Source organism: Tabrizicola sp. T46 (assembly GCF_057219895.1).
The window spans coordinates 1-22,285 of record NZ_JBXVVV010000007.1 but is presented as its reverse complement, the minus strand read 5'-3'; the positions used below and the strand labels follow the sequence as shown (position 1 = coordinate 22,285).

Below are 22,285 nucleotides of genomic sequence, written 5' to 3'. Positions count from 1 at the left end.
AGGGCGCGGAGCAAGAGAAGGAAAGACCCATGTTTGCGGTCCTCAAGACCGGCGGCAAGCAATACAAGGTGCAGGCGGGTGACGTCCTGCGCGTGGAAAAGCTTGATGCCGTCGCTGGCGAAAAGATCCAGTTCAACGACATCCTGATGGTCGGTACCACCGTTGGTGCGCCGCTGGTTGCAGGCGCGGCCGTCCAAGCCGAGGTCATCGACCAGATCAAGGGCGAAAAGACCATCCACTACGTCAAGCGCCGCCGGAAGCACTCCAGCCAGCGCACCAAGGGCCACCGCCAGCACCTCACGCTGGTCCGCGTGACCGAGGTCCTGGAAAAGGGCGCCGACAAGTCGGGCGTCAAGGCCGCCACCGGCACCGCCGCCGCCCGCGTCGCCGCACATGAGGCACCGGGCACCGCCAAGGCCGCCGCTCCGGCTGCCGCCGAGAAACCGAAGCGCGCCGCCAAGGCCGCTGCCGCGAAGGAGTAACACCCCATGGCACACAAGAAAGCAGGCGGTTCGTCCCGCAACGGTCGTGACTCGGCCGGTCGTCGCCTTGGCGTGAAGCTTTTCGGCGGCCAGCATGCCATTCCCGGCAACATCATCTGCCGCCAGCGCGGGACCCAGTGGTTCCCCGGCGAAGGCGTTGGCATGGGCACCGACCATACCATCTTCGCGACTGTCGAGGGCCGCGTGACCTTCAAGAAAGGTCTGAAGGGTCGCACCTTCATTTCCGTCCTCCCCGTCGTGGAGGCAGCCGAGTAAGCCGAACCTTTACAATCGGATTGTAGATGGGGGATCGGCCGAAGGGCCGGTCCCCCATCTCGTTTCCGGGTCCACGACCGGGCGAACTGGGGTGAACCGCCACCCTCTCACCCCGAAAGGGCCAAACATTCGGGCGATTGCACGGCTATCCGGCAATTCCCACATGCGCTTCGAAGGAGGGAAGCCATGATCCTCGAGAAGATCGCGGCCACGGCCGAGATTGCGACTGAACGCTTCACCTTGCGCCCGGTGCGCAAGTCCGACGCCGGGCTCTTCGCGCTTTACGCCGGGGACCGCCGGGTGGCCGAGGCGACGCAAGGCATCCCGCACCCCCTGCCGCCCGGCGCGGCCGAGGCATTCTGCGCCCGCGCGATGGCCGTCAATTCGGACGAGGATATCTGGGTCATGGACGGCACCCGGGCGAACCTGCCCGAGGTCCTTGGGGTCATCTCGCTGAAGAAGATGGACCGCGGCCAGTCCGAGGTCGCCTTCTGGGTCGCGCCTGCCTTCTGGAACCACGGCATCGCGTCCGAAGCGGTGAATGCGCTGGTGGCGGCGAACCCGCAGAAGAACTGCACCATGTTCGCCGAAGCCTTCCAGGACAATCCCGGCTCGGCCCGGGTCCTGACCAATGCGGGCTTCCAGTATCTGGGCGACGCCGAAAGCTTCTCGGTCGCACGCGGCACGACGGTCCCGACCTGGACCTATATCCGCAGGCTGGAACACGCCACCTGACACAGCGGGGCAGGGCAGGCCACCGGGTCCGCCCGCTTCCCTGTCCGTCGCCATGTGCGGAGATGCCTTGGCATTTCTGATCAGTCTCCACGCCTCCCGGATTGCCTGGAGCGGCAAGGCATCCCCGTCCGGTTTTGGGCGCGGCATGGTTCCCGTGTCTGACCCCGGCCCGAAATCAGGAGGATCGGCTGTGTGGGAAAGTCTTGAGAAATCGTAAACGCCAACGCACAAGACATTGATTTCAAGTACTAATCGTAATTTGACCACTGTGGTCAGATCCGGCCCGCGAGCTTGCTTGAGCATCGGTCCCGCTTCCTGTATCCCCTCAACCTTGACCTTACCCCGAAAGCCTGACCGATGAAGTTCCTCGACCTCGCCAAAGTCTACATCCGCTCCGGCGGCGGCGGGGCCGGCTGCGTGTCGTTCCGACGCGAGAAGTTCATCGAATTCGGCGGCCCCGACGGGGGCGACGGCGGCCACGGCGGCTCGGTCTGGGCCGAGGCGGTGGAGGGGCTGAACACCCTCATCGACTACCGCTACCAGCAGCATTTCTTCGCCAAGTCCGGTCAGCCCGGCATGGGCAACCAGAAGACCGGCAAGTCGGGCGACGACATCGTCCTGAAGGTCCCCCTCGGGACCGAGATCCTTGACGAGGACGAGGAGACCGTCCTCGCGGACCTCACCCGGGTCGGCCAGTGCGTCTGCCTCGCCGAAGGCGGCAACGGCGGCTGGGGGAACCTGCGGTTCAAGTCCTCGACCAACCGCGCGCCGGCCCGGGCGAACCCGGGGCAGGAGGGGATCGAACGCACGATCTGGCTCCGCCTGAAGCTGATCGCCGACGCCGGGCTCGTCGGCCTGCCGAACGCCGGAAAGTCCACTTTCCTCGCCGCCGTCTCGAACGCGCGGCCGAAGATCGCGGATTACCCCTTCACGACCCTTGTCCCGAACCTCGGCGTCGTCGGGATCGACGGACATGAATTCGTCATGGCCGATATCCCCGGCCTGATCGAAGGCGCCTCCGAGGGCAGGGGCCTTGGCACCCAGTTCCTCGCCCATGTCGAACGCTGCAAGGTTCTTCTCCACCTCGTCGACGGGACCTCTTCGACGATCACGAAGGACTACAAGACCATCGTGACCGAGATCGAGGCCTATTCGGACCTTCTCGGCGACAAGCCCCGGATCGTGGCCCTGAACAAGACCGACGCGATGGATGCCAAGCAGATCACCGACCGCCGCCGCGCCCTGGAAAAGGCCAGCGGGGGCGAGGTCCATGTGATCTCCGGCGTCTCGGGCAAGGGCCTGCCGGACGTCCTCCGCGCGCTTTACGCCACCATCCACCACGAGGAGCCACAAGAGGAGCGCGGAACGTGGCAGCCTTGAGCGCAGGTCTGACCCTTGCGGCCCCCGATGTCCGCAACGCAAGGCGGCTGGTCGTGAAGATCGGCTCGGCCCTGCTGGTCGACCGGAAGTCGGGGCTGAAACAGGGCTGGCTCTCGGCGCTGGCGATGGACGTGGCCGAAGCCAAGGTCCGAGGCGCGGATGTGGTGCTCGTCTCCTCCGGCTCGATCGCCCTTGGCCGGAAAGTGTTAGGCCTGCCCGACGGCGCGCTGACGCTGGAACAGTCCCAGGCCGCCGCCGCCGTGGGCCAGATCCGCCTCGCGCGGGCCTATGAAGAGGTGCTCGCCCCACACGGCATCACCACCGCCCAGGTGCTGGTCACGCTGGAAGACACCGAGGACCGCCGCCGCTACCTGAACTCCCGCGCGACGATGGAGACCCTCCTCGGTCTCGGCGTCGTGCCGATCGTGAACGAGAACGACACCGTCGCGACCGACGAGATCCGCTTCGGCGACAACGACCGCCTCGCCGCCCAGATCGCGGTGACGGTGGGGGCGGACCAGCTGATCCTTCTTTCCGATGTCGACGGCTTCTACACCGCCAACCCCAAGGAAGACGCCAGCGCGACCCGCTTCGACGTGGTCGACAGCATCACGCCCGAGATCGAGGCGATGGCGGGCGACCCGATCTCGGGCCTTTCCAAGGGCGGGATGAAGACCAAGCTCCTCGCGGCGAAAACCGCCGTCGCGGGAGGCTGCGCGATGGCGATCATGGAGGGGTCCACCCTGCGCCCCCTGAAGGCGCTGGCCGAGGGCGCGACGCGGACGTGGTTCGTCCCCTCTGCCGACCCGCATGTCGCCCGCAAGCGCTGGATCAACGCGATGAAGCCGAAGGGCGAGCTGGTGCTGGACGCAGGTGCGGTCAGCGCCTTACGCGCCGGGAAAAGCCTGCTACCGGCAGGGGTTACCAAGGTGACCGGCAGCTTCGGGCGCGGTGAGCCGGTGGCTATCCTGTCGCCGGAGGGCGTGGTTCTCGGCAAGGGCCTCGTGCGCTATACTTCCGCCGAGGCCCGCAAGATCGCCGGGCACCGGTCGGGCGAGATCGAGGCGATCCTCGGCTACCAGGGCCGCGCGGCGCTGGTGCACCGGGACGACATGGTGGTGTGAGGGACCCGATTTCCCCAAAGAAATCGGACCGGAAATTTTGAAATTTCCGGCGCGGAGTTTTCGAAAACTCCGTAGCCCGGACGGAAAGGTAGCGCAATGGACGGCCAGTTCACCGACCTGATGACCGAGATCGGCGCCAAGGCCCGCGCGGCGGCTGCCGAACTCGCCTGCGCCTCGTCCGAGCGTAAGGCCGCGGCCCTGATCGCTGCGGCAGACGCTGTCTGGCGCCGCCGGCAGGAAATCCTTGACGCCAACACGCTTGACCTCGACGCCGCTGACCAGCGCGGCATCACCCCCGCAATGCGCGACCGGCTGCGGCTGGACGAGACGCGCCTGCGCGGGATCGTCGATGCCCTGCGGATGATCGCCGAACAGAAGGACCCTGTCGGTCGCGTGCTGGCCGAGTGGGACCGCCCGAATGGCCTGCACATCCAGCGCGTCGCCACCCCGCTTGGCGTTGTCGGCGTGATCTACGAAAGCCGTCCCAATGTCACCGCCGACGCAGGGGCCCTTTGCCTCAAATCCGGCAACGCCGTCATCCTGCGCGGCGGCTCGGAAAGCTTTGAGACCTCGGAGGCCATCCATTCCTGCATGCTCGACGGTCTGAAATCCGCGAACCTCCCCGCTGCCGCGATCCAGTTCATCCCGACCCGGGATCGCGAGATGGTCACGGCCATGCTGCAGGCTACGCAATGGATCGACGTCATCGTCCCCCGGGGCGGCAAGGGTCTTGTCGGCCTTGTCCAGCGCGAGGCTCGGGTACCCGTCTTCGCCCATCTGGAAGGCATCTGCCATGTCTACGCCGACCGCGACGCCGACCTGGAAAAGGCCCGCCGTGTCGTCCTGAACGCCAAGACCCGCCGCACCGGCATCTGCGGCTCGGCGGAGTGCCTGCTGATCGACTGGCAGTTCTACACCAAACATGGCGGAGTCCTGATCGAGGACCTGCTGAAGGCCGGTGTCGAAGTCCGCACCGAGGGCGAGCTTCTGAAGATCCCCGGCACCACACGCGCGCAACCCGATGATTTCGGGCGCGAATTCCTGGACATGATCATCGCGGCAAAGCTGGTGGACGGCGTCGATCAGGCCATCGACCATATCCGCCGCTTCGGCAGCCAGCACACCGAGGCGATCCTGACCGAGAATGACGCCACTGCGCAGCGCTTTTTCGAACGGCTCGACAGCGCGATCCTGATGCGCAACGCCAGCACGCAGTTCGCCGATGGCGGTGAATTCGGGATGGGGGCCGAGATCGGCATTGCCACCGGCAAGATGCACGCGCGCGGGCCGGTCGGGGCCGAGCAACTGTGCAGCTTCAAGTATCTGGTGACAGGCGACGGGACGATCAGAAACTGAAGTTCAGGACCGTTCCGTCGATACTTGACTGAAGCACGCGTCCAAGGCGCCTCAGGTCGCGGCCGACAAGGATGAACTGGACCTTGCCTGCCTCTATCTGAACGTCCGCTGCCGGTTCGGACAGAAGCGACCAGAGCTCCGGGTCTACCTTGGTGCGCTGGGCCTCGGCCCGGAGTGACCATCCGGTTCCGGTCTGGATCACTTCGACCCGGCCCCCGAACGGCAGCATCGTCTCGAGACAGAGGATCAGCAGAAAGACCACGCGGACCTCGGGACGCGACAGGTCGCCCTGGCTTGTCCAGGCAAAGGTGATGCGCCCCGCGTGGCCAAGGTCGGTCAGGATCGACAGCACCTCGTTCCTGGCGATGCGCTGGTCCGAGGTCGCGGCCCCGAAAGCGATGCGAAAAAGGCGAATGCGTGCGTTGGCATTCGCAACGCTGGCCGAGATCAGCGCAAACTCCGGCCGGGTTGCCCCGCCTGACTCCATCGTAAGAAGCTCAACCCCGTTGCCGATTGCGCCGATCGGGCTGATAAGATCATGGCAGATGCGCGAGGCGATCAGGGCAGAGACGTCAGGCGTGTCGGACATGGTGGAACCGGATAAAGGAGGTGCAAATGCGTGGGTTGCTGGAGCCCGGCATGCTGGTGCGGCACCCGGACGAGAAGGATTGGGGGTGGGGTCAGGTCCAGTCGGTCATCGGCTCACGGGTGACCGTGAACTTCGAACATGCCGGGAAGGTGGTGATCGACAGCAAGCGTGTGGACCTCGTTCCGTGTTTCGATGGTTTTCGCCCATAGTGGGAGTTACGTCGGCAATCACAACCAGTAAGTGTATATCGATTCAAGAATGTTACCGACGACTGTTGCAAAGAGAACGCGCCGTGTCTAACTCGCGCATGCCCGACCGCGAAATGACGCAATGACCGCAGATGCGCCACCCTATGCCTTGCGGCTGGCCGCAACGGATGAGGACCTGATCGCGGCTCAGCGCCTGCGCTATGAGGTCTTCGTGGCCGAACTGGGCGGCGACGGTCCGCTTGTCGACCACGCTGCCCGGCTTGAGCGTGACGCCTTTGACCCTTACTTCGACCACCTCCTGCTGGTCGACCTGCGGCGCGATCCGGCGGGGCTGGACCACGTGATCGGGGCCTATCGCGTTTTGCCGGGGGACCGGCGGGCGCAGGCCGGGCAGTTCTATTCGGAAACCGAATATGACCTGACGCCGCTCCTCGCCTCGGGCCGGCGGCTGCTGGAGTTGGGCCGGTCTTGCGTGCATGCAGAGCACCGGGGCGGGACGGCGATGTTCCATCTCTGGAACGGCCTGGCGGATTACGTGCTTGACCGGGGGATCGAGGTCCTGTTCGGTGTCGCGAGCTTTCACGGCACCGATGTGGCGGCGCTGTCCCAGCCGCTGTCCTGGCTGCATCACCACCATCTTGCGCCGCCCGGGATGCGCGTCTCGGCCCGCCCGCCGCACCGGCAGGAGATGGACCTGATCCCTGCGGAGCGGCTGGACCGGAAGGCCGCGATGGCCGCGACCCCCGCACTGATCAAGGCCTATCTGCGCCTGGGCGGGTTCGTTGGGGACGGCGCCTTCATCGACCACGCCTTCAACACGACCGATGTCTGTCTGGTCATGGACACCGGCCAGATGTCCGCCCGGCATCGCGAGTTCTACATCCGGAAGGCGGGGCAGGGGTGAGCGGCTGGGCCGAGCCGCCGGTTCCGCCGCATCGCATCGGTCCGATGGGGTGGTTGCGCGTCGCCTGGCGCGGAGCGCTGGTCGGGTCGCTTTGCTATGGCGGCCTGCTGATCATGCTTCTTCTGCGGCTGGTCGAGGCGCCGCTTTTCGGGCCGTCCCGTCCCCTCACGCCCCGGATCACGCAAGGTGTCTGCCGCGCCTCTCTCTGGATGATGGGGCTTCGCCTTGAGGTGCGCGGGCGGCCCATGACTGCCGAGGGGGCGATTGTCGCCAACCATTCCAGCTGGCTCGACATCTTCGCCCTGAACGCCGCCGACCGGGTCTATTTCGTCGCAAAGTCCGAGGTCGCCGCCTGGCCGGGGATCGGCTGGCTGGCGCGTGCCACGGGGACGGTCTTCATCGCCCGGAAGGGGACCGAGGCGAAGCGGCAGCAGGAGCTCTTGGAGGCGCGGCTGATCGCCGGGCACCGGCTCCTGTTCTTCCCGGAAGGCACCTCGACCGACGGCATCCGCGTCCTGCCGTTCAAGAGCACGCTTTTTGCGGCCTTTTTCTCTCCCGCCCTGGAGCGGCGCACTCATATCCAGCCGGTCACGGTGGTCTTTCACGCCCCTGACGGCGAGGACCCGAGATTCTACGGCTGGTGGGGCGACATGGACTTTGCGAGCCACCTTCTGAAGACGCTGTCCGTGCGGCGGCAGGGGCGGGTGGAGGTGACCTTCCACCCCGAGGTTCCGGTGGACAGTTTCGATGACCGCAAAAGCCTTGCCCAGTATTGCGAGCGGGTGATCCGCACCGCCCATGTGAACGCGGTCGCGTAGGCCGGGCTGCAGACCGGCGCGCGTTTATCCCAGAGGCGCGAGGAGGGCCTTCAGCGCCGCAAGGGGATCCTCGGCCGACCAGATCTCTTCGCCGATGGCGAAGAAGTCGGTCACCGGGCCGAAGCGTGCCACCAGTTCCGCGGTCAGCGCGCCCTCGGCGATGACCGGCACTTCGATCACCTCGGACCACCATTGGAACGTGTCGAAATCGGCCCGGCTGCCGTCGCCCAGCCGGCTTTCGCCGACCGGCCCAAGGGCCACATAGTCCGCCCCCGCTTCGCCCGCCGACATCCCTTCGTGCTTCGAGGTGCCGCAGAAGGCCCCCACGATCGCATCCGCGCCAAGGTCCTTGCGTGCCTTCCTGACCGAGCGGGCGCCGTCGGTCAGATGAACGCCGTCGAGGCCAAGGCGGTCGGCAAGGATCAGGTGGTTGTCGATCACCACCGCCACGTCGCGGGCATGCGCCGCCTCGCGTGCCGCGTCGGCGGCCCGCATCAGGATGTCCTCGTCCTTCGTTCCCAGCGACAGCCGGAGGCAGGCGATCTCCATCCCGTCCATGACCCGGGCGATCCGGTCCGAGAAGGTTTCAGGATCGAAGGCCGGGGGGGTGATGAGGGTGATCTGCGGGCGGTCGTCAGCGGCCATCTTCGGCTCCGGGGCTTGGTCTTGGGCGTGAACTGGCGGCCCGTCTAACAGCCTTTCCTCGCCTTGGCTACCGGGGGCGGCTTGTCAGCGCGGGCCCTCTGGCCTATTGGCCGGACGGTCCCGCCCTTGTCCGCAGGTTCCCCATGATCCCGCCCGTCTTCATCCTTGTCCGACCGCAGATGGGCGAGAATATCGGGGCCGCCGCCCGGGCGATGCTGAACTTCGGCCTGACGCGGATGCGGATCGTCGGCCCGCGGGACGGCTGGCCGAACCCCAAGGCGGTTGCGATGGCCTCGGGCGCGGGGCGGATCCTTGACGATGCCCAGCTTTTCCCCGACCTCGCCCCCGCGCTGGCGGACTGCGACTTCGTATTCGCCACCACCTCGCAGCGGCGGGAACTGGTGAAGGACGTGGTCACCCCCGAACATGCGATGGCGATCGCCCGGACGCTGGCGGCCGAGGGCAAGCGGGTCGGCGTGATGTTCGGGCCGGAACGGGCGGGGCTGGAGAACGAGGACATCATCCGGGCCAATGCAACCATCTCGGTCCCGGTCAACCCGGAGTTCCCCTCGCTGAACCTCGCGCAATGCGTCCTTCTGATGGGTTATGAATGGGGCCGGCAGGGCTATGACGTGCCACCTGTGGTCCGCGAGATGGCCCGGACCGAGCTTGCCAACCGGGAAGAGGTGGACCGGCTGGCCGACCACTTCGAGGAACGGCTGGAGGCGGCGGGGTTCTTCTTCCCGCCCGCGAAGGTCGAGGGGATGAAGCTGAACCTTCGGAACATGTGGGGGCGGCTGGGGCTGACGCGGGCCGAGGTGCAGACCTTCCACGGGATGCTGCGGCAGATCGCCTGGAAGCTGAAGAAGCAGGACGAGTGACCCCTCGGCTCGTGCGATCCGCAGGGTGACAAAGCGCGGGCTTGGCCTTTCGGGCGACCCGTGGGATCATTGCGGCAAAACAAGCATTGAGGCGGCAGGATGATGATGCGGTTGAATGGACTTACACGGCGGGGCCTGATCCTGACGGGGGCGGCGACGCTGCTGTCGGCCTGCGTCTCGGGCGGCGGGCGATCTGGCGGCGGGGCGGGCTACCGGGCCCCGGACCCGGCCCCGCGCCCGGTGCCGAATGCGGGCTATGACGCCTGGGTCGCGGGCTACAAGACCCGCGCGGCGGGGCGGGGCATATCGCAGTCCACGATGGACGCGGCCTTTCGCGGGGCGGGATACCTGCCTGACGTGGTCGAGCGCGACCGCAACCAGACCGAGTTCAAGCGCAGCCTCGAGGACTACCTGAACATCGCCGCCTCGGACGAGCGGGTCAGCCTGGGGCGGCAAAAATACGCGCAGTATCAGGGGACCTTGAACGCCATTGAGGCGCGCTACGGGGTCGAGCCGCATGTCGTTGCCGCCGTCTGGGGTCTGGAAAGCTTTTACGGCACGCGCCGCGGGAACGTTCCGGTGATCAGCGCCCTGTCGACGCTGGCCTATGACGGGCGGCGGGGCGAGTTCTTCGAAAGCCAGCTGACGGCAGCCCTGCGGATCCTGCAGTCGGGCGATATCTCGCCCGGCGCGATGACCGGCAGCTGGGCCGGCGCAATGGGGCATACGCAGTTCATTCCCACCAGCTATCTCGCCTATGCGGTCGATTACACCGGTGACGGTCGGCGGGATATCTGGAGCGAGGACCCGTCGGATTCACTCGCTTCGACTGCCGCATACCTGCAGAAATCGGGCTGGGTGCGCGGCCTGCCCTGGGGGATGGAGGTCACCCTGCCGTCGGGGTTTAACCCTGCGCTCCTCGGCCGCGGCAAGGGCAAGTCTGCGGCGGAATGGGAGGCCTTGGGCGTGCGCCCGGCCGCGGGCGGACGGTTGGCGCCCGGGTCGATCATCGCCGGTGGCACCAGTGGGGGCGGGCCCTATTTCCTGCTCACCCAGAACTTCGCGGTCATCCTGCGCTACAACAACGCACAGAACTATGCGATCGGGGTCGGGCACCTTTCGGACCGGATTGCCGGGGGCGGGCCGGTGCAGGCAAGCTTCGGCCCGGATGCGGCAGGGATGACCAAGGCCGACCGGCAGGAGTTGCAGGAGCGCCTGACGGCGCGCGGGTTCGACACCGGCGGGTCGGACGGGGTGATCGGTGCGAAGACGGAAGCCGCGATCAGCGCCTACCAGTCCAGCGCAGGCTTGCCGGTGACGGGGAAGCCGTCGCTGGAGCTGTTGCAGCGGTTGCGCTAGGGGCTGCTCTTCGCTCCCTTGCGGTCGCTCATCGCCGGGACAGCGAAGATGCCAGTCACAGTGGTGAGCGGTGCCCTGTCGTCGCAGGGCCTTGAAGCCGTCCGGGGCGGCGCATAGTGTCCGGCGCGACGAGCAAAGGGGCGGTTCATGGCCGGCAAGCGCAGCATTTTCCAGGAGGTGGGTGAGGGCCAGACTGTCGCTCCGGCCCCAACCGGCGGCGGGATCGACGCCAGGCCTAGGGGCGCAAGGGCAGGCATCCGGCTGTGGTTGATCGCGCTGTTCCTGCTGGTCGCCACGATGATCGCCGTGGGTGGAATGACCCGGCTGACCGACTCGGGGCTTTCGATCACCGAATGGCGCCCGGTGACGGGTGCCTTGCCTCCGATGAGCGCCGAAGCGTGGCAGTCAGAGTTCGACAAGTACCGGGAAATCCCGGAATATCAGTTGCAGAACAAGGGGATGAGCCTTGAGGAGTTCAAGGTAATCTACTGGTGGGAATGGGGCCACCGGCAGTTGGGCCGGGTGATCGGACTGGTCTGGTTCGTGGGTCTTGTGTGCTTTGCGCTGGCGCGGGCGATCCCCCCGGGCTGGACCGGGCGGCTTCTGCTGCTGGGTGGGCTTGGCGGTCTGCAAGGAGCGATCGGCTGGTGGATGGTGTCGTCGGGCCTCACCGGCACGATGCTGGATGTGGCAAGCTACCGGCTTGCCTTGCATCTTGGCCTGGCCTTCGTGATCCTCGGGCTGCTCGCCTGGTATGTGTTCCTCCTTGGACGAAGCGAGGCCGAGCTGATGACGGCCCGGCGCGGCCGGGAGGCGAAGCTTTACAGCCTCTCGACCGGCCTGATGCATTTCACCTTCCTGCAGATCCTGCTGGGGGCGCTAGTCGCGGGGATCGACGCAGGCCGCGCCTTTCCGACCTGGCCCCTGATGGGCGACGGGTTCTTCCCGCCCTATCCCTTCCAGCTTGAGCCGGTCTGGCGGAACTTCTTCGAGGATGCGGGGCTGGTGCAGTTCATTCACCGGATGTCGGGCTATCTGCTCTTTGCCTTCGGTATCGTTGTCTGGCTGCGGGGGCGGCGGTCCTCTTATCAGGCGACGCGGGCTGCCTTCCATGCCGTGATGGCGATGCTGGTCGCGCAGATGGTGCTGGGGATCGCGGCGGTCCTGACCTCGGCCCATATGCATGTGGCGATCACCCACCAGATCGGCGCGGTGATCCTGTGGGTGCTGATCCTGCGGGCGCGGCACCTGGCGCAATACCCGGTGGCGGGGTCGATCCGGGAGGGGACGGCATGACGGCTTATGGCGATCTGATGGCGTTCCAGCGCCAGACCGAGGCGCTCGCGCAGGTCGCGGGGCGGCTTGGGTGGGACCAGGAAACGGTGATGCCCGAAGGCTCCGCCGCGCAGCGGGCCGAGGAGATCGGGGCGCTGGAGGGGGTGCTGCACGCCCGGCGGACCGACCCGCGGATCGCCGACTGGCTGGCGGAAGCGAAGGCCCCGGACCCGGTGGGCGAGGCGCAGCTTCGGCAGATCCGGCGGTCCTACGCGCGGACCGTGAAGGTTCCCGCGAAGCTGGCCGAGGAGATCGCGGCGACGATGTCGCTGGCGCAAGGGGTCTGGGCCGAGTGCCGGTCAAGGGAGGATGTGGCGGGGTTCCTGCCCACCTTGCGGAAGGTGGTCGACCTGAAACGGCAGGAGGGCGCGGCGCTGGCGGCGGGTGGTGATGCCTATGACGCCCTCGTCGACGCCTACGAGCCGGGGATGACCGGCGAGGCGATCGCGGCGATGTTCGACGCGATGCGGCCGCGGCTGGTCGCCCTGCGCGAGAAGGTGCTGGGGGCCGAAGCACCCCATGGGATCGTCGGGACCTTCGGGCGCGACGACCAGCTGGCGCTGAGCCGGGAGCTGGCGACAGTCTTCGGCTATGACTGGTCACGCGGGCGGGTCGATCTGGCGGTGCATCCCTTCAGCTCGGGGTCCGGGCAGGACGTGCGGATCACCACGCGGGTCAGCGAGACCGATCCTTTCAACTGCTTCTACTCGACGATCCACGAGGTCGGCCATGCGGCCTATGAACAGGGCGTCGATCCGGCCTACCTGCTGACTCCGATCGGGCAGGGTGTTTCGATGGGGGTGCATGAGAGCCAGAGCCGGTCCTACGAGAACCAGCTGGGGCGGAGCCGGGCCTTCACGGGATGGCTGTTCGGGCGGATGCGGGAGGTCTTCGGGGACTTCGGGATCACGGATGCCGAGGGGTTCTATCGGGCGGTCAACCGGGTTCATGCGGGCTATATCCGGACCGAGGCGGATGAGGTCCACTATAACCTGCATGTGATGCTGCGGTTTGATCTTGAGCGCGCGATGATCCGGGGCGAGCTGGACGTCGCGGACCTGGAGGAGGCCTGGAACACGCGGTTCCGGGCGGACTTCGGGGTCGCCGTCGACCGGCCATCGAACGGGATGCTGCAGGACGTGCACTGGTCCTGCGGGCTTTTCGGCTACTTCCCGACCTACACGCTGGGCAACGTCTATGCCGGCTGCCTTGTGAAGGCGCTGCGGGCCGAGGTGCCGGGGCTGGACGGGATGATGGCGAAGGGGGACGTCAGCGCGGCGACGGGCTGGCTGCGGGAGCGGCTGCAACGGCATGGCGGGCTTTACGAGCCGCGCGACTTGGTGCGGCGGGCCTGCGGGTTCGAGCCGTCGGAGGGGCCGCTTCTGGACTATCTCGAGGCCAAGTTCGGGGAAATCTACGGCGTCTGAGGTCCGAGTGACCACAGTGGTCAAATCCGGTAATTCCTGTGATAACAATGGCTTGTACGTGGACATTAGGGAGATCTTAAGGTTTGGATGCCGGCGTCCCGGAGCGGGGTGCCGGTCGTGTTTGCCGCGTCCTGCCGGGTCGGGCCGAGGAGGAAGCGACGCCGGACGGGGCTGCCGGGTGTCGGGTCTGACGGGCGCGAGACCATGAGCGAGAATGGCGGCGCGGCGGTCTGGCTTCTGGCAGTGGGCCAGACGCTGATCTATGCGGGCTGCTACTATTCCTTCCCGGCCCTTCTGCCGGACCTGGTGACGGCGACGGGCTGGACCAAGGGCGAGCTTGCGCTTGGACCCACGCTTGCCTTCCTGGTGATGGCGGGACTGACGCCGTTTACCGGGCGGCTGGTCGACCGGGGCCTTGGCGGTGAGATGCTGATCTGGCTGCCGGTTCTGTGCGCCCTGGGCGTGGCGGGGCTGGGGCTGACCGCCAGCCTGACGGGGTGGCTGCTACTTTGGGCGTTGATCGGGGTGGCGCAGGCGGGTAGCCTGTACGAGACCTGCTTTGCCTTCCTGACCCGGCGGCTGGGAGACGGCGCGCGGGCCGGGATCACCCGGGTCACGCTGGTTGCGGGCTTTGCGGGCACGCTGGCCTTTCCGCTGGGCCACTGGCTTGGCGACGCGCTGGGCGGGCAGGGCGCATTAGCGGCCTTTGCCGGGCTGGTCCTTCTGGCCGCGCCGCTGAATGCGGTCGCGGTGCGGCAGCTGCGCAAGCGCGAAAGGGCGGGGCCCGACCTTCAGCCAAGCCCGCATGGCGTGTTGCGCGCAGCTCTGCGGCGGCCTGCCTTCTGGGCCATCGCGCTTGGGTTTCTTGCGGTCTACCTGAACCATGGCATCCTGATCACCTATGCGCTGATCCTTTTCGCCGACAGGGGCGCGGCACCGGGCCTTGCCGCGCTGGCCGCTGCCTGCATCGGTCCGGCGCAGGTGGCCGGGCGGCTGGCGCTGATGGCGGCGGGGGCGCGGGTGACGACGGCGCAGGCGACGATGGCATCGCTGGGCGGCATCGTGGTGGCGGGAGTCCTGTTGTGGCTGGCTGGACTGGCGCCCCTCATGATCTTCGGCTTCGCGCTGGCGCAGGGCGCGGGGATCGGCCTGACCTCGATCCTTCGCCCGGTGCTCATTGCCGAAATCCTGGGGCGCGAGGGGTTCGGCGCGATTTCGGGCGCGGCGGCGGTTGCGCCGATCCTCGCCTCGGCAGCGGCCCCGACTGTGGGGGCGCTGCTGCTGGGAGCTGGGGGGGCGGGGCTGGTGCTGGCGGTCTGCCTGGTGCTGGCGGTCATCGGGCTTGCGCTGATGGGCGGGCTCTTGGCGGCGAGGGGACGGTTGGCCGGGTGAGGTGGTGACGGTTGAAGGGCGCGGAGTTTTCGAAAGGCGATTATATACTTGACAAAGCAGACCCTGAATCCCATATTGGGATCAAGGAGATACTGCTATGAACCTGTCCGACCCCATCTTCCACGACGACAACGCCGCTCGCGCTTACATGGAAGCACAGCGTTGGCCGGGTGGTGTCGTGTGCCCCCACTGCGGCGGCGTAGAGAAGTGCAAGCGTCTTGAAGGTGGCAAGCATCGTCCTGGCCTCTTTCAGTGCGGCGATTGCCGCCAGCAATTCACGGTGACCGTTGGCACTGTCTTTGAGCGCTCCAAGGTGTCTCTGTCCAAGTGGATGCTGGCAACGCATCTGATGGCTTCTTCCAAGAAGGGCATGTCAGCCCATCAACTGCACCGCTCGATTGGCGTGACCTACAAAACCGCATGGTTCATGTGGCACCGCATCCGCGAAGCAATGCGCGAAGGCGTCATGTCGCCTATGGGCGGTGGTGGTGGCGTTGTGGAAGCTGACGAAACCTTTATCGGCAAGGACCCGACCAGCCCGAAGAAGGAAGGCGCTCGTGGCTGGGCTCACAAGATGAAAGTGCTTTCCCTAGTGGACCGTGAAACTGGCCGCGCCCGCTCCATCGTGGTTGACGATCTCAAGACTTCCACCGTTGAACCGATCCTGCGCCAAAACATTGCCCGCGAAGCGACCATCTACACCGATGAAGCTTACCACTATCGCCGCGTTGCCGCTGATTTCGCGGGGCATGAGTTTGTCCGCCACAGCGCCGATGAATATGTGCGCGGCGACGTTTACACCAACACGATTGAAGGCTTCTTCTCCATCTTCAAGCGCGGGATGAAGGGCACTTATCAGCATTGCGGGAAGCAGCACCTGCACCGCTATCTGGCCGAATTCGACTTCCGTTATTCCCACCGTGCCGCGTTAGATGTCACCGACACCATGCGCGCCGCCCTGATCGTGAAAGGCGCTGACGGCAAGCGCCTCACCTATCGGCGGATTAACGCAGTCGTCGCCTGAGTTCCGCAACCTAGTCGCCAGACTCCTTGACGACTGGTCTGGCAGCTAAGTGTTGGGGCCAAGACTCGGCATTTCCACAAACTCTGCTACCATTTTGCCCTGGTTCCCTCCGGGACCGATTCGCCCTTGTTTGCACCAAGGGCGAAGGGGCAATTCGGCCCCGAAGAGAGGTCGGCCCTAACCGACCGGTCAATCGCCAAATGGAGGACTATTCCAATGGCAACCAAGACCTACCAACGTGGTCGCAGCGCGGTTACTGGCCGCATTACGACCGTTGCGACGGCTCAACGTCACCCCAAGACGCACATTGTTGAGACCGTCAAGAAATCTACTCCTTCGAAGAAGAAGTAGAGTCAGCACCACTGGAAAGGCCGGGCTTGTCCCGGCCTTTCTCCTTGTCCGTCGCCTCGTCGTGAGGCTTCGGTTTCATGTTCAGAAGGTTACGCACCGTCTCCGCGAACTTCGTATCAGTGGACATTTCGGGGCTGGACCTCCAGTTCGCGCAAAATTCGATTGATAGCAGCGCCTTCGTCACCCCTCCAGTTAGTCAGAGCCGCAATCCGATTGGACGCCTTATCCCTCATCTTCTGCGATCCGGTGCTACCGGATTCAAGCAAGACGACAATAGAGACTGGCCTTTGAATTTCGTAATCCGCTGTCATCTGCAGGTGCATGGCTTGCCAAAGCTTCTCGTTGTCTTTGGCGAGAAATAGGGCCAACGGCTTGTCGTGCCCTTCTTTGCGCAAGACAAAATCTGGGATCACTTCCTTGCTGTCAGGGAACACAGGGACATCAGCTTTCACAGTCAGCCCTTCTACGTCCAAGGAATCTAGCGTCTTAGCCACGTCATCTGCAAAAGCGTTCTTGGTGCGCTCCTGCGTCTGCTGGGTCATGTCCTGAAGCCGCAGAAGAAGCGCCATGAAGTCTAGCGCTTTGCGCTCAAGCTCGCTCTCCATTACGTCCGGAATGGCAATCTCTCCGGAGTCCTCGTCGTATGATCCACCGTAGATGGAAAGAATCTCTTGGAAGTTCGCCAACCGTTGCTTTGAGTCCAGTGTCGCTCCCTCGCTCTCGAACCGAGCGACGGTCAACGCATCATCCATGATCTTGAACTTATGCCCCGGCTGCGGCCCCATCACATAAAAGCCGATTGGGTCTCCAGTTAGAGCATCTGAAAATGGTGTTGATACACCAAAGCCACCGGGGAACGGATTCACCCTGACTTCTGCGCAGAAGGCTTTGCAGATGCGCTGCTGGAAGGACATCAGTGGAACCCTAGTGACGGCTGATACGAGAAGCGAAACCACTTCGCGGCTACGTCTAAAGCGATGATATCATTCATTGAATCGCCGTTCAACACATAGCTTGTCTTGCGGTGTAAGTTGTTGGCAGAAGGGATTCTTTTCTGGCCGAGCGGGATGATGATCCCAGGTTCGACGCCGGAAGAATCGTCGCAGTAGCTGTGCATGTGCCACCCGAACCGAGTGTGCGATATGTCGTATTCTACGCGGCACAAGACCCTTGTGTCGGCTCGCATCGCTTCCCCTAAGACCATCTGAAACTTGGGAACTTCTGTGTGGTAGGCAATCATCAGACGGAAATGCGCCCCAAGGGCGTCAAACTCAACTACTGCCCACCGCCACTTTCGCGTGATAGGGAAGCATCCACCGGCTTTACGGGACAGCGGGAAAACCCGCCTCTGCGGCTTCTCTTGTGACCAAACCGCCTCGGTAACGTTGAGCTTCTTAGCCTTGATAATCTCTTTGAGAAGCATTCGTGGCACTCGGAAAGGTTGCGCCCAGCATGCCCGGCGACAACCTAGCCGTCAATCTGCTTTCTCAAGTATATAATCGCCTTTCGAAAACTCCGCGGCGGAGCCTTTGAAGGCTCCGGCCCGATTTCTTCGAAGAAATCGGCGGGTGGGGTGGCAGTAAACCTAGCCCCTCGGTCGGCGGTCGAGGAAGCCCTGGATGCCTGCAGCCGTTTCGGGGCGGAGGGCGTTTTCCACCATCGCGCTGCCGGCAACCGTGTAGGCCTGATCGAGCGGGAGGCCAAGCTGGGCTCGGAATGCTTCCTTGCCAAGGCGTATGGCCCCGGGGTCCTTGGCCGCGATCTGGCGGGCGAGGGCGAGGGTTTCTGCGTCGAGCGCCTCGGCTGCGGCAAGCCGGTTGACGAGGCCGATGGCATGGGCGCGGGGGGCGGAAAGGAAATCGCCCGTGGTCAGAAGCTCGAAGGCCTGCGCGGGCGCGATGCGGCGCGAGAGGGCGACGGCGGGGGTCGAGCAGAAGAGGCCGAGGTTGATCCCGTTGACACCGAAACGGGCATTCTCGGCTGCGACGATCAGGTCAGCCGAGCAGGCGAGCTGGCAGCCGGCAGCCGTGGCCACACCCTGCACCGAGGCGATGACCGGCTGGGGCAGGGCGGGCAGCATCTGCATGACCCGGGCGCAGAGCGCAAAGAGGCTGGCGATTTCGGCGCGGCCATCGTCGGGTGCGCTGCGGGCGGCCTCGATCTCTTTCAGGTCGTGACCCGGTGAGAAGGCGCGGCCCTCTGCACGCAGGATGACCACGCGGATGCTGTCGTCTTGTGCCAGATCGGCGAGGGCGGATTGCAGCACGACCAGCATCGCCCGAGAAAGGGCGTTGAGCGATTGCGGCGCGTTGAGCGTCAGGGTGGCGATGCCATCCTGATCGTGGCGCAGGACAAGATCCATCGCCGGCGCGTCGCTCACTCCTTGGCCCTAAGGAAGCGGCCGTCCATCGCGGCACCGCTTTCGATGACGATGCCGGAGGTGGTGACATCCGCCTTGACGGCAGCCGACGAGCGCAGGGTGAAGCTGGCGCAGGCGACCTTGCCGTCAAGCTTGCCCTTGACCTCGACCGTGTCGGCGGTGACCGAGCCCTTCACCCGGCCTTCCTGGCCGATGATCAGCCCATGCGCGGTGATGTTGCCGTCGATCTCCCCCAGCACCTCGACCGAGCCGGTGGTCACGACCTCGCCGGTGATGCGGAGGTCGGCCCCGAGGACGGAGCGGCCCGTATTGCTGCCGGGTGTGGAGGGGCGGGGAATGGCGGGCTGGCTGGTCGGGTCGGCGGTCTTGGAGAACATCGGGGCACCCTTTGAAGTATGTCCTGATAAGGCGGGATCGGGCCTTTGCGGTCAAGGGGCCGCGTGAGGCTCTGGCGGCTTTCCCCACGCGCCGGATGTCGCATCCGGACCTGAAAGCGGGGGCCGATGCTGGTCTGATGGGACGGGAATCACGGGGGTGTCATGTCAGAGGATTTCTTCGCGCCGGTGTCGGGGTTCGACCTGCCCCGCTTTGCCGGGGTGCCGACCTTCATGCGGCTGCCGCATGTGCCGTTCGATCATCCGCGGTTTGGCGAGGTCCAGATCGGCCTGATCGGCGCACCCTGGGACGGGGGAACGACGAACCGGCCGGGGCCGCGGCATGGGCCACGGCAGTTGCGGGACCTGTCCACCATGATCCGGGCGGTGAACGGGGCGACCTGGGTGGCGCCGTTCCAGTTGGCGCGCTGCGCGGACCTTGGGGATGTGGCGCCGAACCCGGGCGACCTGATGGATTCGATGGCGCGGATGGAGGCGTTCTATGCACGCGTCGTGGCGGCGGGTATAAGGCCCCTGACGGGGGGCGGGGATCACCTTTGCAGCTTGCCCATCCTGCGGGCGGTGTCGAAGGCGCGCCCCGTGGGCATGATCCAATTCGACAGCCACACCGACCTCAATGACATCTATTTCGGGACCTCCCGCTACAACCACGGCACGCCCTTCCGCCGGGCGGTGGAAGAGGGGCTGATCGACCCGAAGCGCTATTGCCTGATCGGGATCCGCGGTACGGCCTATGGCCGTGAGGACTGGGATTTCGCCGAAGCGAACGGGATCCGGATCATCCCGATCGCCGAGTTCCATGCGCGGGGGGCCGAGGACGTGATGGCCGAGGCGCGGGAGATCGTGGGCTCTGGGCCAACTTACGTGACCTATGACATCGATTTCGTCGACCCGACCTTTGCGCCGGGGACCGGGACGCCCGAGGTGGGCGGGCCGAACTCCTGGCAGGCGTTGCAAGTGGCGCGGGGCTTGCGCGGGCTGGATGTGGTGGGGGCGGACCTGGTGGAGGTGTCGCCGCCCTTCGATGCGTCGGGAGGCACGGCCTGGCTGGGGATCAGCCTGATGTTCGAGATGCTGTGCGTCATGGCCGAGCGGGTCGCGCGGGGCTGAGGGCGGAGCGGGGGTTTTCCACCCCCGCACCCCCGGAGGATATTTGGAGACGAAGAATGACTGCTGCCGAGATGATCATCACCAATGCCAGGGTCCTGACGATGGACGAGGCGCGACCCCGGGCCGAGGCGGTGGCGCTGGGGGGCGGGCGTATTCTGGCGGTGGGTTCCGGAGCGGAGATCGCAGCGCTGGCGGCGCCTGCGACGCGGGTGGTGGATGCGGGTGGGCGGTCGCTGCTGCCGGGGTTCGTCGAAAGCCACCTGCACCTCGTGCTGGGCGGCAACGAGTTGTCGCAGTTGCAGCTCGGTGGCTTGCAGGGGTTCGAGGCGCTTGCCTCGGCCTTCCGGGCCTATGCGGCGAAGAACCCCGGCCCGCCCCTCCTGATGGCTCAGGGGGCGGCCTATGAGATCCTGGACCATCCGGTGACGCGGCACGACCTGGACCGGGTGATCGCCGACCGCCCGATCGCGATGATGGCGCCGGACCACCATACGGTCTGGGCGAACACGGCGGCCTTGCAGGCGGCGGGCATCCTGCACGGGGCCGCGATGCCGCCGGGGCATGTGGTGGTGATGGGGGCCGATGGGACGGCGACGGGGGAGCTTCTGGAGTTCGAAGCCTTCAGCCCGGTGCTGGCGCTGACCGGCGATCTGCACCTCCAGCTTGGCATCGCCACGGGGGGCGAGCCGGACCCCTGGCCCTCGGCCGAGCAGCGGGCCAAGGACAAGGAGAAGGTCGCGGCGGGCCTCGCCCATTGCGCGGCGCATGGGATCACCAGCATGGTGAACATGGACGGCAACCGCTACACCTGTGTTCTCCTGAAAGAGATGGAGGCCGAAGGGCGCCTGACCGCCCGGGTGAAGGTGCCGTTCCACTTCAAGCCGCATATGGAGATGGCGGAGCTTGACCGCGCGAGTGCCATGGCGGCCGAGTTCACCGGCGAATGGGTGACAAGCGGATTCGTCAAGATGTTCATGGACGGTGTCGTTGACAGCCGGACGGCCTTCATGCTGCACGACTACCCGGGCACGACCGAACGCGGCGCGCCGTTGTTCGAGGCCGAGCGGTTCAAGGCGATCTGCCGCGAGATCTCGGCGCGGGGTCTGCAGATCGCGGTTCATGCCATTGGCGACGGGGCAGTCCGGCAGACGATCGACGGCTACGCAGCGGCGGGGCGCCCTGACCTGCGGCACCGCATCGAGCATATCGAGCTGATCGACCGGGAGGATGTGCCGCGACTTGGCGCACTTGGGATCACCGCCTCGGTGCAGCCACCGCATCCGCCGGGTGCGATGGATTTCCCGATGTCGACGATGGAGCACGTCTTTCACCGCGACCGCTGGCGCGACGCCTATCTGTGGAAGACGCTGGCCGATCACGGCGCGCCCCTGGCCTTTGCCAGCGACTGGCCGGTGACGGATGTCAGCGTCATGCGCGGCATCCAGGCGGCGCTGACCCGCGTGCCCTATGCGGGCTGCCAGGATGAGAGGGTGGGGCTGATGGAGGTGCTCCGCGCCTACACCGCCGGCGGGGCCTGGGCAGCGCACAGGGAGGCGCTGACTGGAACGCTGCGCCCGGGCCTGGCGGCGGATCTTGTCCTGATCGACGGCGATATCGAGGCGATTCCGCCGGCCGAGGTGGGCCGGACTGGAATCGCGCTGACCATTGCCGGCGGAAGGGTGACCCACGACCCAATGGGCATGACAGGTGCCGCTGCGTAACCGGGTTGGCAACTGACTGAAATTCCGGCGAAAACCGGAGTATCCCCAAAAATCGTCATCGAAGCGTCATTTTCCGCTTGCGGGTCCCGGGGCCCGGACGTAAAAGCCCCCTCACCGAAACGGCGGGGCGGCGGAAACGCAGGCTGGTTGGGTCGGGAAGCGGTGGCGAAGACCATCGCAGGAATTCTGGAGGCAAGATGGCAGTTACGCCAGAAGTTCTGGTGTGCTGCGTGTTTTGTGTCCGTGCTCTTTGAAAGTTTGAGTAATGAAGGGATATGCGGGCGGTTTGGGCGCATCGGCGTCTGGATGTTTGCATATCGGCTCACTAGGGGAAACCCGATGATGTGAGTGTCAGCTTCACTACTTGTGGGTCACGTTGTTCGCGAGAACGA

The 22,285-nt window shown here is 65.7% G+C and carries 22 protein-coding genes and 1 pseudogene; 17 read left to right on the top strand and 6 right to left on the bottom strand.

The window, feature by feature from the left end; all coding sequences use genetic code 11:
- Nucleotides 1-29: 29 nt before the first annotated feature.
- From rplU to AC2D9V_RS17630, 6 genes and pseudogenes are all read left to right on the top strand, one after another.
- Nucleotides 30-401, top strand: a pseudogene (gene rplU / locus AC2D9V_RS17655) (50S ribosomal protein L21); the annotation flags it as partial.
- Between the two features lie 87 nt (nt 402-488).
- Complete coding sequence (gene rpmA / locus AC2D9V_RS17650; RefSeq protein ID WP_484715407.1) at nt 489-758, top strand: 50S ribosomal protein L27; 270 nt, start codon at nt 489-491, stop codon at nt 756-758.
- Nucleotides 759-944: 186 nt separating this feature from the next.
- Nucleotides 945-1,493 (top strand): GNAT family N-acetyltransferase, encoded by a 549-nt coding sequence (locus AC2D9V_RS17645; protein ID WP_484715406.1) that lies wholly within the window; start codon nt 945-947, stop codon nt 1,491-1,493.
- A 357-nt stretch (nt 1,494-1,850) separates the two neighbouring features.
- Entirely contained in the window at nt 1,851-2,873 is a 1,023-nt protein-coding gene (gene obgE / locus AC2D9V_RS17640; protein WP_484715405.1) for a GTPase ObgE, read from the top strand.
- A gap of 8 nt (nt 2,874-2,881) precedes the next feature.
- The gene (gene proB, locus AC2D9V_RS17635; protein ID WP_484715432.1) at nt 2,882-3,997 is read left to right on the top strand and encodes a glutamate 5-kinase; all 1,116 of its coding nucleotides are present in this window, start codon (nt 2,882-2,884) and stop codon (nt 3,995-3,997) included.
- Nucleotides 3,998-4,093: 96 nt separating this feature from the next.
- A complete protein-coding gene (locus AC2D9V_RS17630) occupies nt 4,094-5,353 on the top strand; it encodes a glutamate-5-semialdehyde dehydrogenase (RefSeq protein WP_484715404.1) in 1,260 nt (419 codons plus the stop codon).
- On the opposite strand, the gene AC2D9V_RS17625 is transcribed toward AC2D9V_RS17630, so the two are convergent.
- Nucleotides 5,343-5,942 carry a histidine phosphotransferase family protein gene (locus AC2D9V_RS17625; RefSeq protein WP_484715403.1) on the bottom strand — a complete coding sequence of 200 codons (600 nt, stop codon included), beginning with the start codon at nt 5,940-5,942 and terminating at the stop codon, nt 5,343-5,345. The genes AC2D9V_RS17630 and AC2D9V_RS17625 overlap by 11 nt on opposite strands.
- Nucleotides 5,943-5,968: 26 nt before the next feature.
- On the opposite strand from AC2D9V_RS17625, the gene AC2D9V_RS17620 reads away from it, so the two are divergent.
- The 3 genes from AC2D9V_RS17620 to olsA all read left to right on the top strand — a co-directional run bounded on the left by AC2D9V_RS17620 (nt 5,969) and on the right by olsA (nt 7,873).
- A complete protein-coding gene (locus AC2D9V_RS17620; protein WP_484715402.1) occupies nt 5,969-6,151 on the top strand; it encodes a DUF3553 domain-containing protein in 183 nt (60 codons plus the stop codon).
- Between the two features lie 121 nt (nt 6,152-6,272).
- Nucleotides 6,273-7,055, top strand: a complete 783-nt coding sequence (gene olsB / locus AC2D9V_RS17615; RefSeq protein ID WP_484715401.1) for an L-ornithine N(alpha)-acyltransferase — start codon at nt 6,273-6,275, stop codon at nt 7,053-7,055.
- Nucleotides 7,052-7,873: a lyso-ornithine lipid O-acyltransferase gene (olsA, locus tag AC2D9V_RS17610; RefSeq protein ID WP_484715400.1), complete on the top strand. Its 822-nt coding sequence runs from the start codon at nt 7,052-7,054 to the stop codon at nt 7,871-7,873. Before olsB ends, olsA begins: the two co-directional genes overlap by 4 nt.
- A 24-nt stretch (nt 7,874-7,897) precedes the next feature.
- Here olsA and AC2D9V_RS17605 read toward each other — a convergent pair whose 3' ends face one another.
- Nucleotides 7,898-8,518: a thiamine phosphate synthase gene (locus tag AC2D9V_RS17605; RefSeq protein WP_484715399.1), complete on the bottom strand. Its 621-nt coding sequence runs from the start codon at nt 8,516-8,518 to the stop codon at nt 7,898-7,900.
- A 143-nt stretch (nt 8,519-8,661) separates the two neighbouring features.
- On the opposite strand from AC2D9V_RS17605, the gene AC2D9V_RS17600 reads away from it, so the two are divergent.
- The 6 genes from AC2D9V_RS17600 (at nt 8,662) to AC2D9V_RS17575 (ending at nt 15,936) form a co-directional block, all read left to right on the top strand.
- Entirely contained in the window at nt 8,662-9,399 is a 738-nt protein-coding gene (locus AC2D9V_RS17600; protein WP_484715398.1) for an RNA methyltransferase, read from the top strand.
- A gap of 102 nt (nt 9,400-9,501) precedes the next feature.
- A complete protein-coding gene (locus AC2D9V_RS17595) occupies nt 9,502-10,758 on the top strand; it encodes a lytic murein transglycosylase (RefSeq protein ID WP_484715397.1) in 1,257 nt (418 codons plus the stop codon).
- A 147-nt stretch (nt 10,759-10,905) separates the two neighbouring features.
- Nucleotides 10,906-12,054, top strand: a complete 1,149-nt coding sequence (ctaA, locus tag AC2D9V_RS17590) for a heme A synthase (RefSeq protein WP_484715396.1) — start codon at nt 10,906-10,908, stop codon at nt 12,052-12,054.
- Entirely contained in the window at nt 12,051-13,520 is a 1,470-nt protein-coding gene (locus AC2D9V_RS17585; RefSeq protein ID WP_484715395.1) for a carboxypeptidase M32, read from the top strand. Before ctaA ends, AC2D9V_RS17585 begins: the two co-directional genes overlap by 4 nt.
- A 204-nt stretch (nt 13,521-13,724) precedes the next feature.
- On the top strand, nt 13,725-14,912 hold the full coding sequence (locus AC2D9V_RS17580) for an MFS transporter (protein ID WP_484715394.1): 1,188 nt from the start codon (nt 13,725-13,727) through the stop codon (nt 14,910-14,912).
- Between the two features lie 97 nt (nt 14,913-15,009).
- Entirely contained in the window at nt 15,010-15,936 is a 927-nt protein-coding gene (locus tag AC2D9V_RS17575; protein ID WP_484715393.1) for an IS1595 family transposase, read from the top strand.
- 467 nt (nt 15,937-16,403) lie between these two features.
- Here the strand turns inward: AC2D9V_RS17575 and AC2D9V_RS17570 are convergent, their stop codons facing one another.
- The 4 genes from AC2D9V_RS17570 to AC2D9V_RS17555 all read right to left on the bottom strand — a co-directional run bounded on the left by AC2D9V_RS17570 (nt 16,404) and on the right by AC2D9V_RS17555 (nt 19,044).
- On the bottom strand, nt 16,404-17,201 hold the full coding sequence (locus AC2D9V_RS17570; RefSeq protein ID WP_484715392.1) for a DUF1828 domain-containing protein: 798 nt from the start codon (nt 17,199-17,201) through the stop codon (nt 16,404-16,406).
- Nucleotides 17,201-17,710 carry a hypothetical protein gene (locus tag AC2D9V_RS17565; RefSeq protein ID WP_484715391.1) on the bottom strand — a complete coding sequence of 170 codons (510 nt, stop codon included), beginning with the start codon at nt 17,708-17,710 and terminating at the stop codon, nt 17,201-17,203. The genes AC2D9V_RS17570 and AC2D9V_RS17565 overlap by 1 nt, the downstream gene beginning before the upstream one ends.
- Before the next feature lie 162 nt (nt 17,711-17,872).
- On the bottom strand, nt 17,873-18,667 hold the full coding sequence (locus tag AC2D9V_RS17560) for an enoyl-CoA hydratase (protein WP_484715390.1): 795 nt from the start codon (nt 18,665-18,667) through the stop codon (nt 17,873-17,875).
- On the bottom strand, nt 18,664-19,044 hold the full coding sequence (locus tag AC2D9V_RS17555; protein ID WP_484715389.1) for a bactofilin family protein: 381 nt from the start codon (nt 19,042-19,044) through the stop codon (nt 18,664-18,666). The genes AC2D9V_RS17560 and AC2D9V_RS17555 overlap by 4 nt, the downstream gene beginning before the upstream one ends.
- A gap of 162 nt (nt 19,045-19,206) precedes the next feature.
- On the opposite strand from AC2D9V_RS17555, the gene AC2D9V_RS17550 reads away from it, so the two are divergent.
- Both AC2D9V_RS17550 and AC2D9V_RS17545 read left to right on the top strand, forming a co-directional pair.
- The gene (locus AC2D9V_RS17550; RefSeq protein ID WP_484715388.1) at nt 19,207-20,172 is read left to right on the top strand and encodes an agmatinase; all 966 of its coding nucleotides are present in this window, start codon (nt 19,207-19,209) and stop codon (nt 20,170-20,172) included.
- Between the two features lie 56 nt (nt 20,173-20,228).
- Nucleotides 20,229-21,893, top strand: coding sequence for an amidohydrolase (locus tag AC2D9V_RS17545; protein ID WP_484715387.1), 1,665 nt, complete (start codon nt 20,229-20,231; stop codon nt 21,891-21,893).
- Nucleotides 21,894-22,285 lie beyond the last annotated feature (392 nt).

Bases quoted from the DNA above. Each gene is read 5' to 3' on its own strand.
- rpmA (WP_484715407.1), top strand. From the start codon at position 489: ATGGCACACAAGAAAGCAGGCGGTTCGTCCCGCAACGGTCGTGACTCG.
- AC2D9V_RS17645 (WP_484715406.1), top strand. From the start codon at position 945: ATGATCCTCGAGAAGATCGCGGCCACGGCCGAGATTGCGACTGAACGC.
- obgE (WP_484715405.1), top strand. From the start codon at position 1,851: ATGAAGTTCCTCGACCTCGCCAAAGTCTACATCCGCTCCGGCGGCGGC.
- AC2D9V_RS17630 (WP_484715404.1), top strand. From the start codon at position 4,094: ATGGACGGCCAGTTCACCGACCTGATGACCGAGATCGGCGCCAAGGCC.
- AC2D9V_RS17625 (WP_484715403.1), bottom strand. From the start codon at position 5,942: ATGTCCGACACGCCTGACGTCTCTGCCCTGATCGCCTCGCGCATCTGC.
- AC2D9V_RS17620 (WP_484715402.1), top strand. From the start codon at position 5,969: ATGCGTGGGTTGCTGGAGCCCGGCATGCTGGTGCGGCACCCGGACGAG.
- olsB (WP_484715401.1), top strand. From the start codon at position 6,273: ATGACCGCAGATGCGCCACCCTATGCCTTGCGGCTGGCCGCAACGGAT.
- AC2D9V_RS17605 (WP_484715399.1), bottom strand. From the start codon at position 8,518: ATGGCCGCTGACGACCGCCCGCAGATCACCCTCATCACCCCCCCGGCC.
- AC2D9V_RS17600 (WP_484715398.1), top strand. From the start codon at position 8,662: ATGATCCCGCCCGTCTTCATCCTTGTCCGACCGCAGATGGGCGAGAAT.
- AC2D9V_RS17595 (WP_484715397.1), top strand. From the start codon at position 9,502: ATGATGCGGTTGAATGGACTTACACGGCGGGGCCTGATCCTGACGGGG.
- ctaA (WP_484715396.1), top strand. From the start codon at position 10,906: ATGGCCGGCAAGCGCAGCATTTTCCAGGAGGTGGGTGAGGGCCAGACT.
- AC2D9V_RS17585 (WP_484715395.1), top strand. From the start codon at position 12,051: ATGACGGCTTATGGCGATCTGATGGCGTTCCAGCGCCAGACCGAGGCG.
- AC2D9V_RS17580 (WP_484715394.1), top strand. From the start codon at position 13,725: ATGAGCGAGAATGGCGGCGCGGCGGTCTGGCTTCTGGCAGTGGGCCAG.
- AC2D9V_RS17575 (WP_484715393.1), top strand. From the start codon at position 15,010: ATGAACCTGTCCGACCCCATCTTCCACGACGACAACGCCGCTCGCGCT.
- AC2D9V_RS17570 (WP_484715392.1), bottom strand. From the start codon at position 17,201: ATGTCCTTCCAGCAGCGCATCTGCAAAGCCTTCTGCGCAGAAGTCAGG.
- AC2D9V_RS17565 (WP_484715391.1), bottom strand. From the start codon at position 17,710: ATGCTTCTCAAAGAGATTATCAAGGCTAAGAAGCTCAACGTTACCGAG.
- AC2D9V_RS17555 (WP_484715389.1), bottom strand. From the start codon at position 19,044: ATGTTCTCCAAGACCGCCGACCCGACCAGCCAGCCCGCCATTCCCCGC.
- AC2D9V_RS17550 (WP_484715388.1), top strand. From the start codon at position 19,207: ATGTCAGAGGATTTCTTCGCGCCGGTGTCGGGGTTCGACCTGCCCCGC.
- AC2D9V_RS17545 (WP_484715387.1), top strand. From the start codon at position 20,229: ATGACTGCTGCCGAGATGATCATCACCAATGCCAGGGTCCTGACGATG.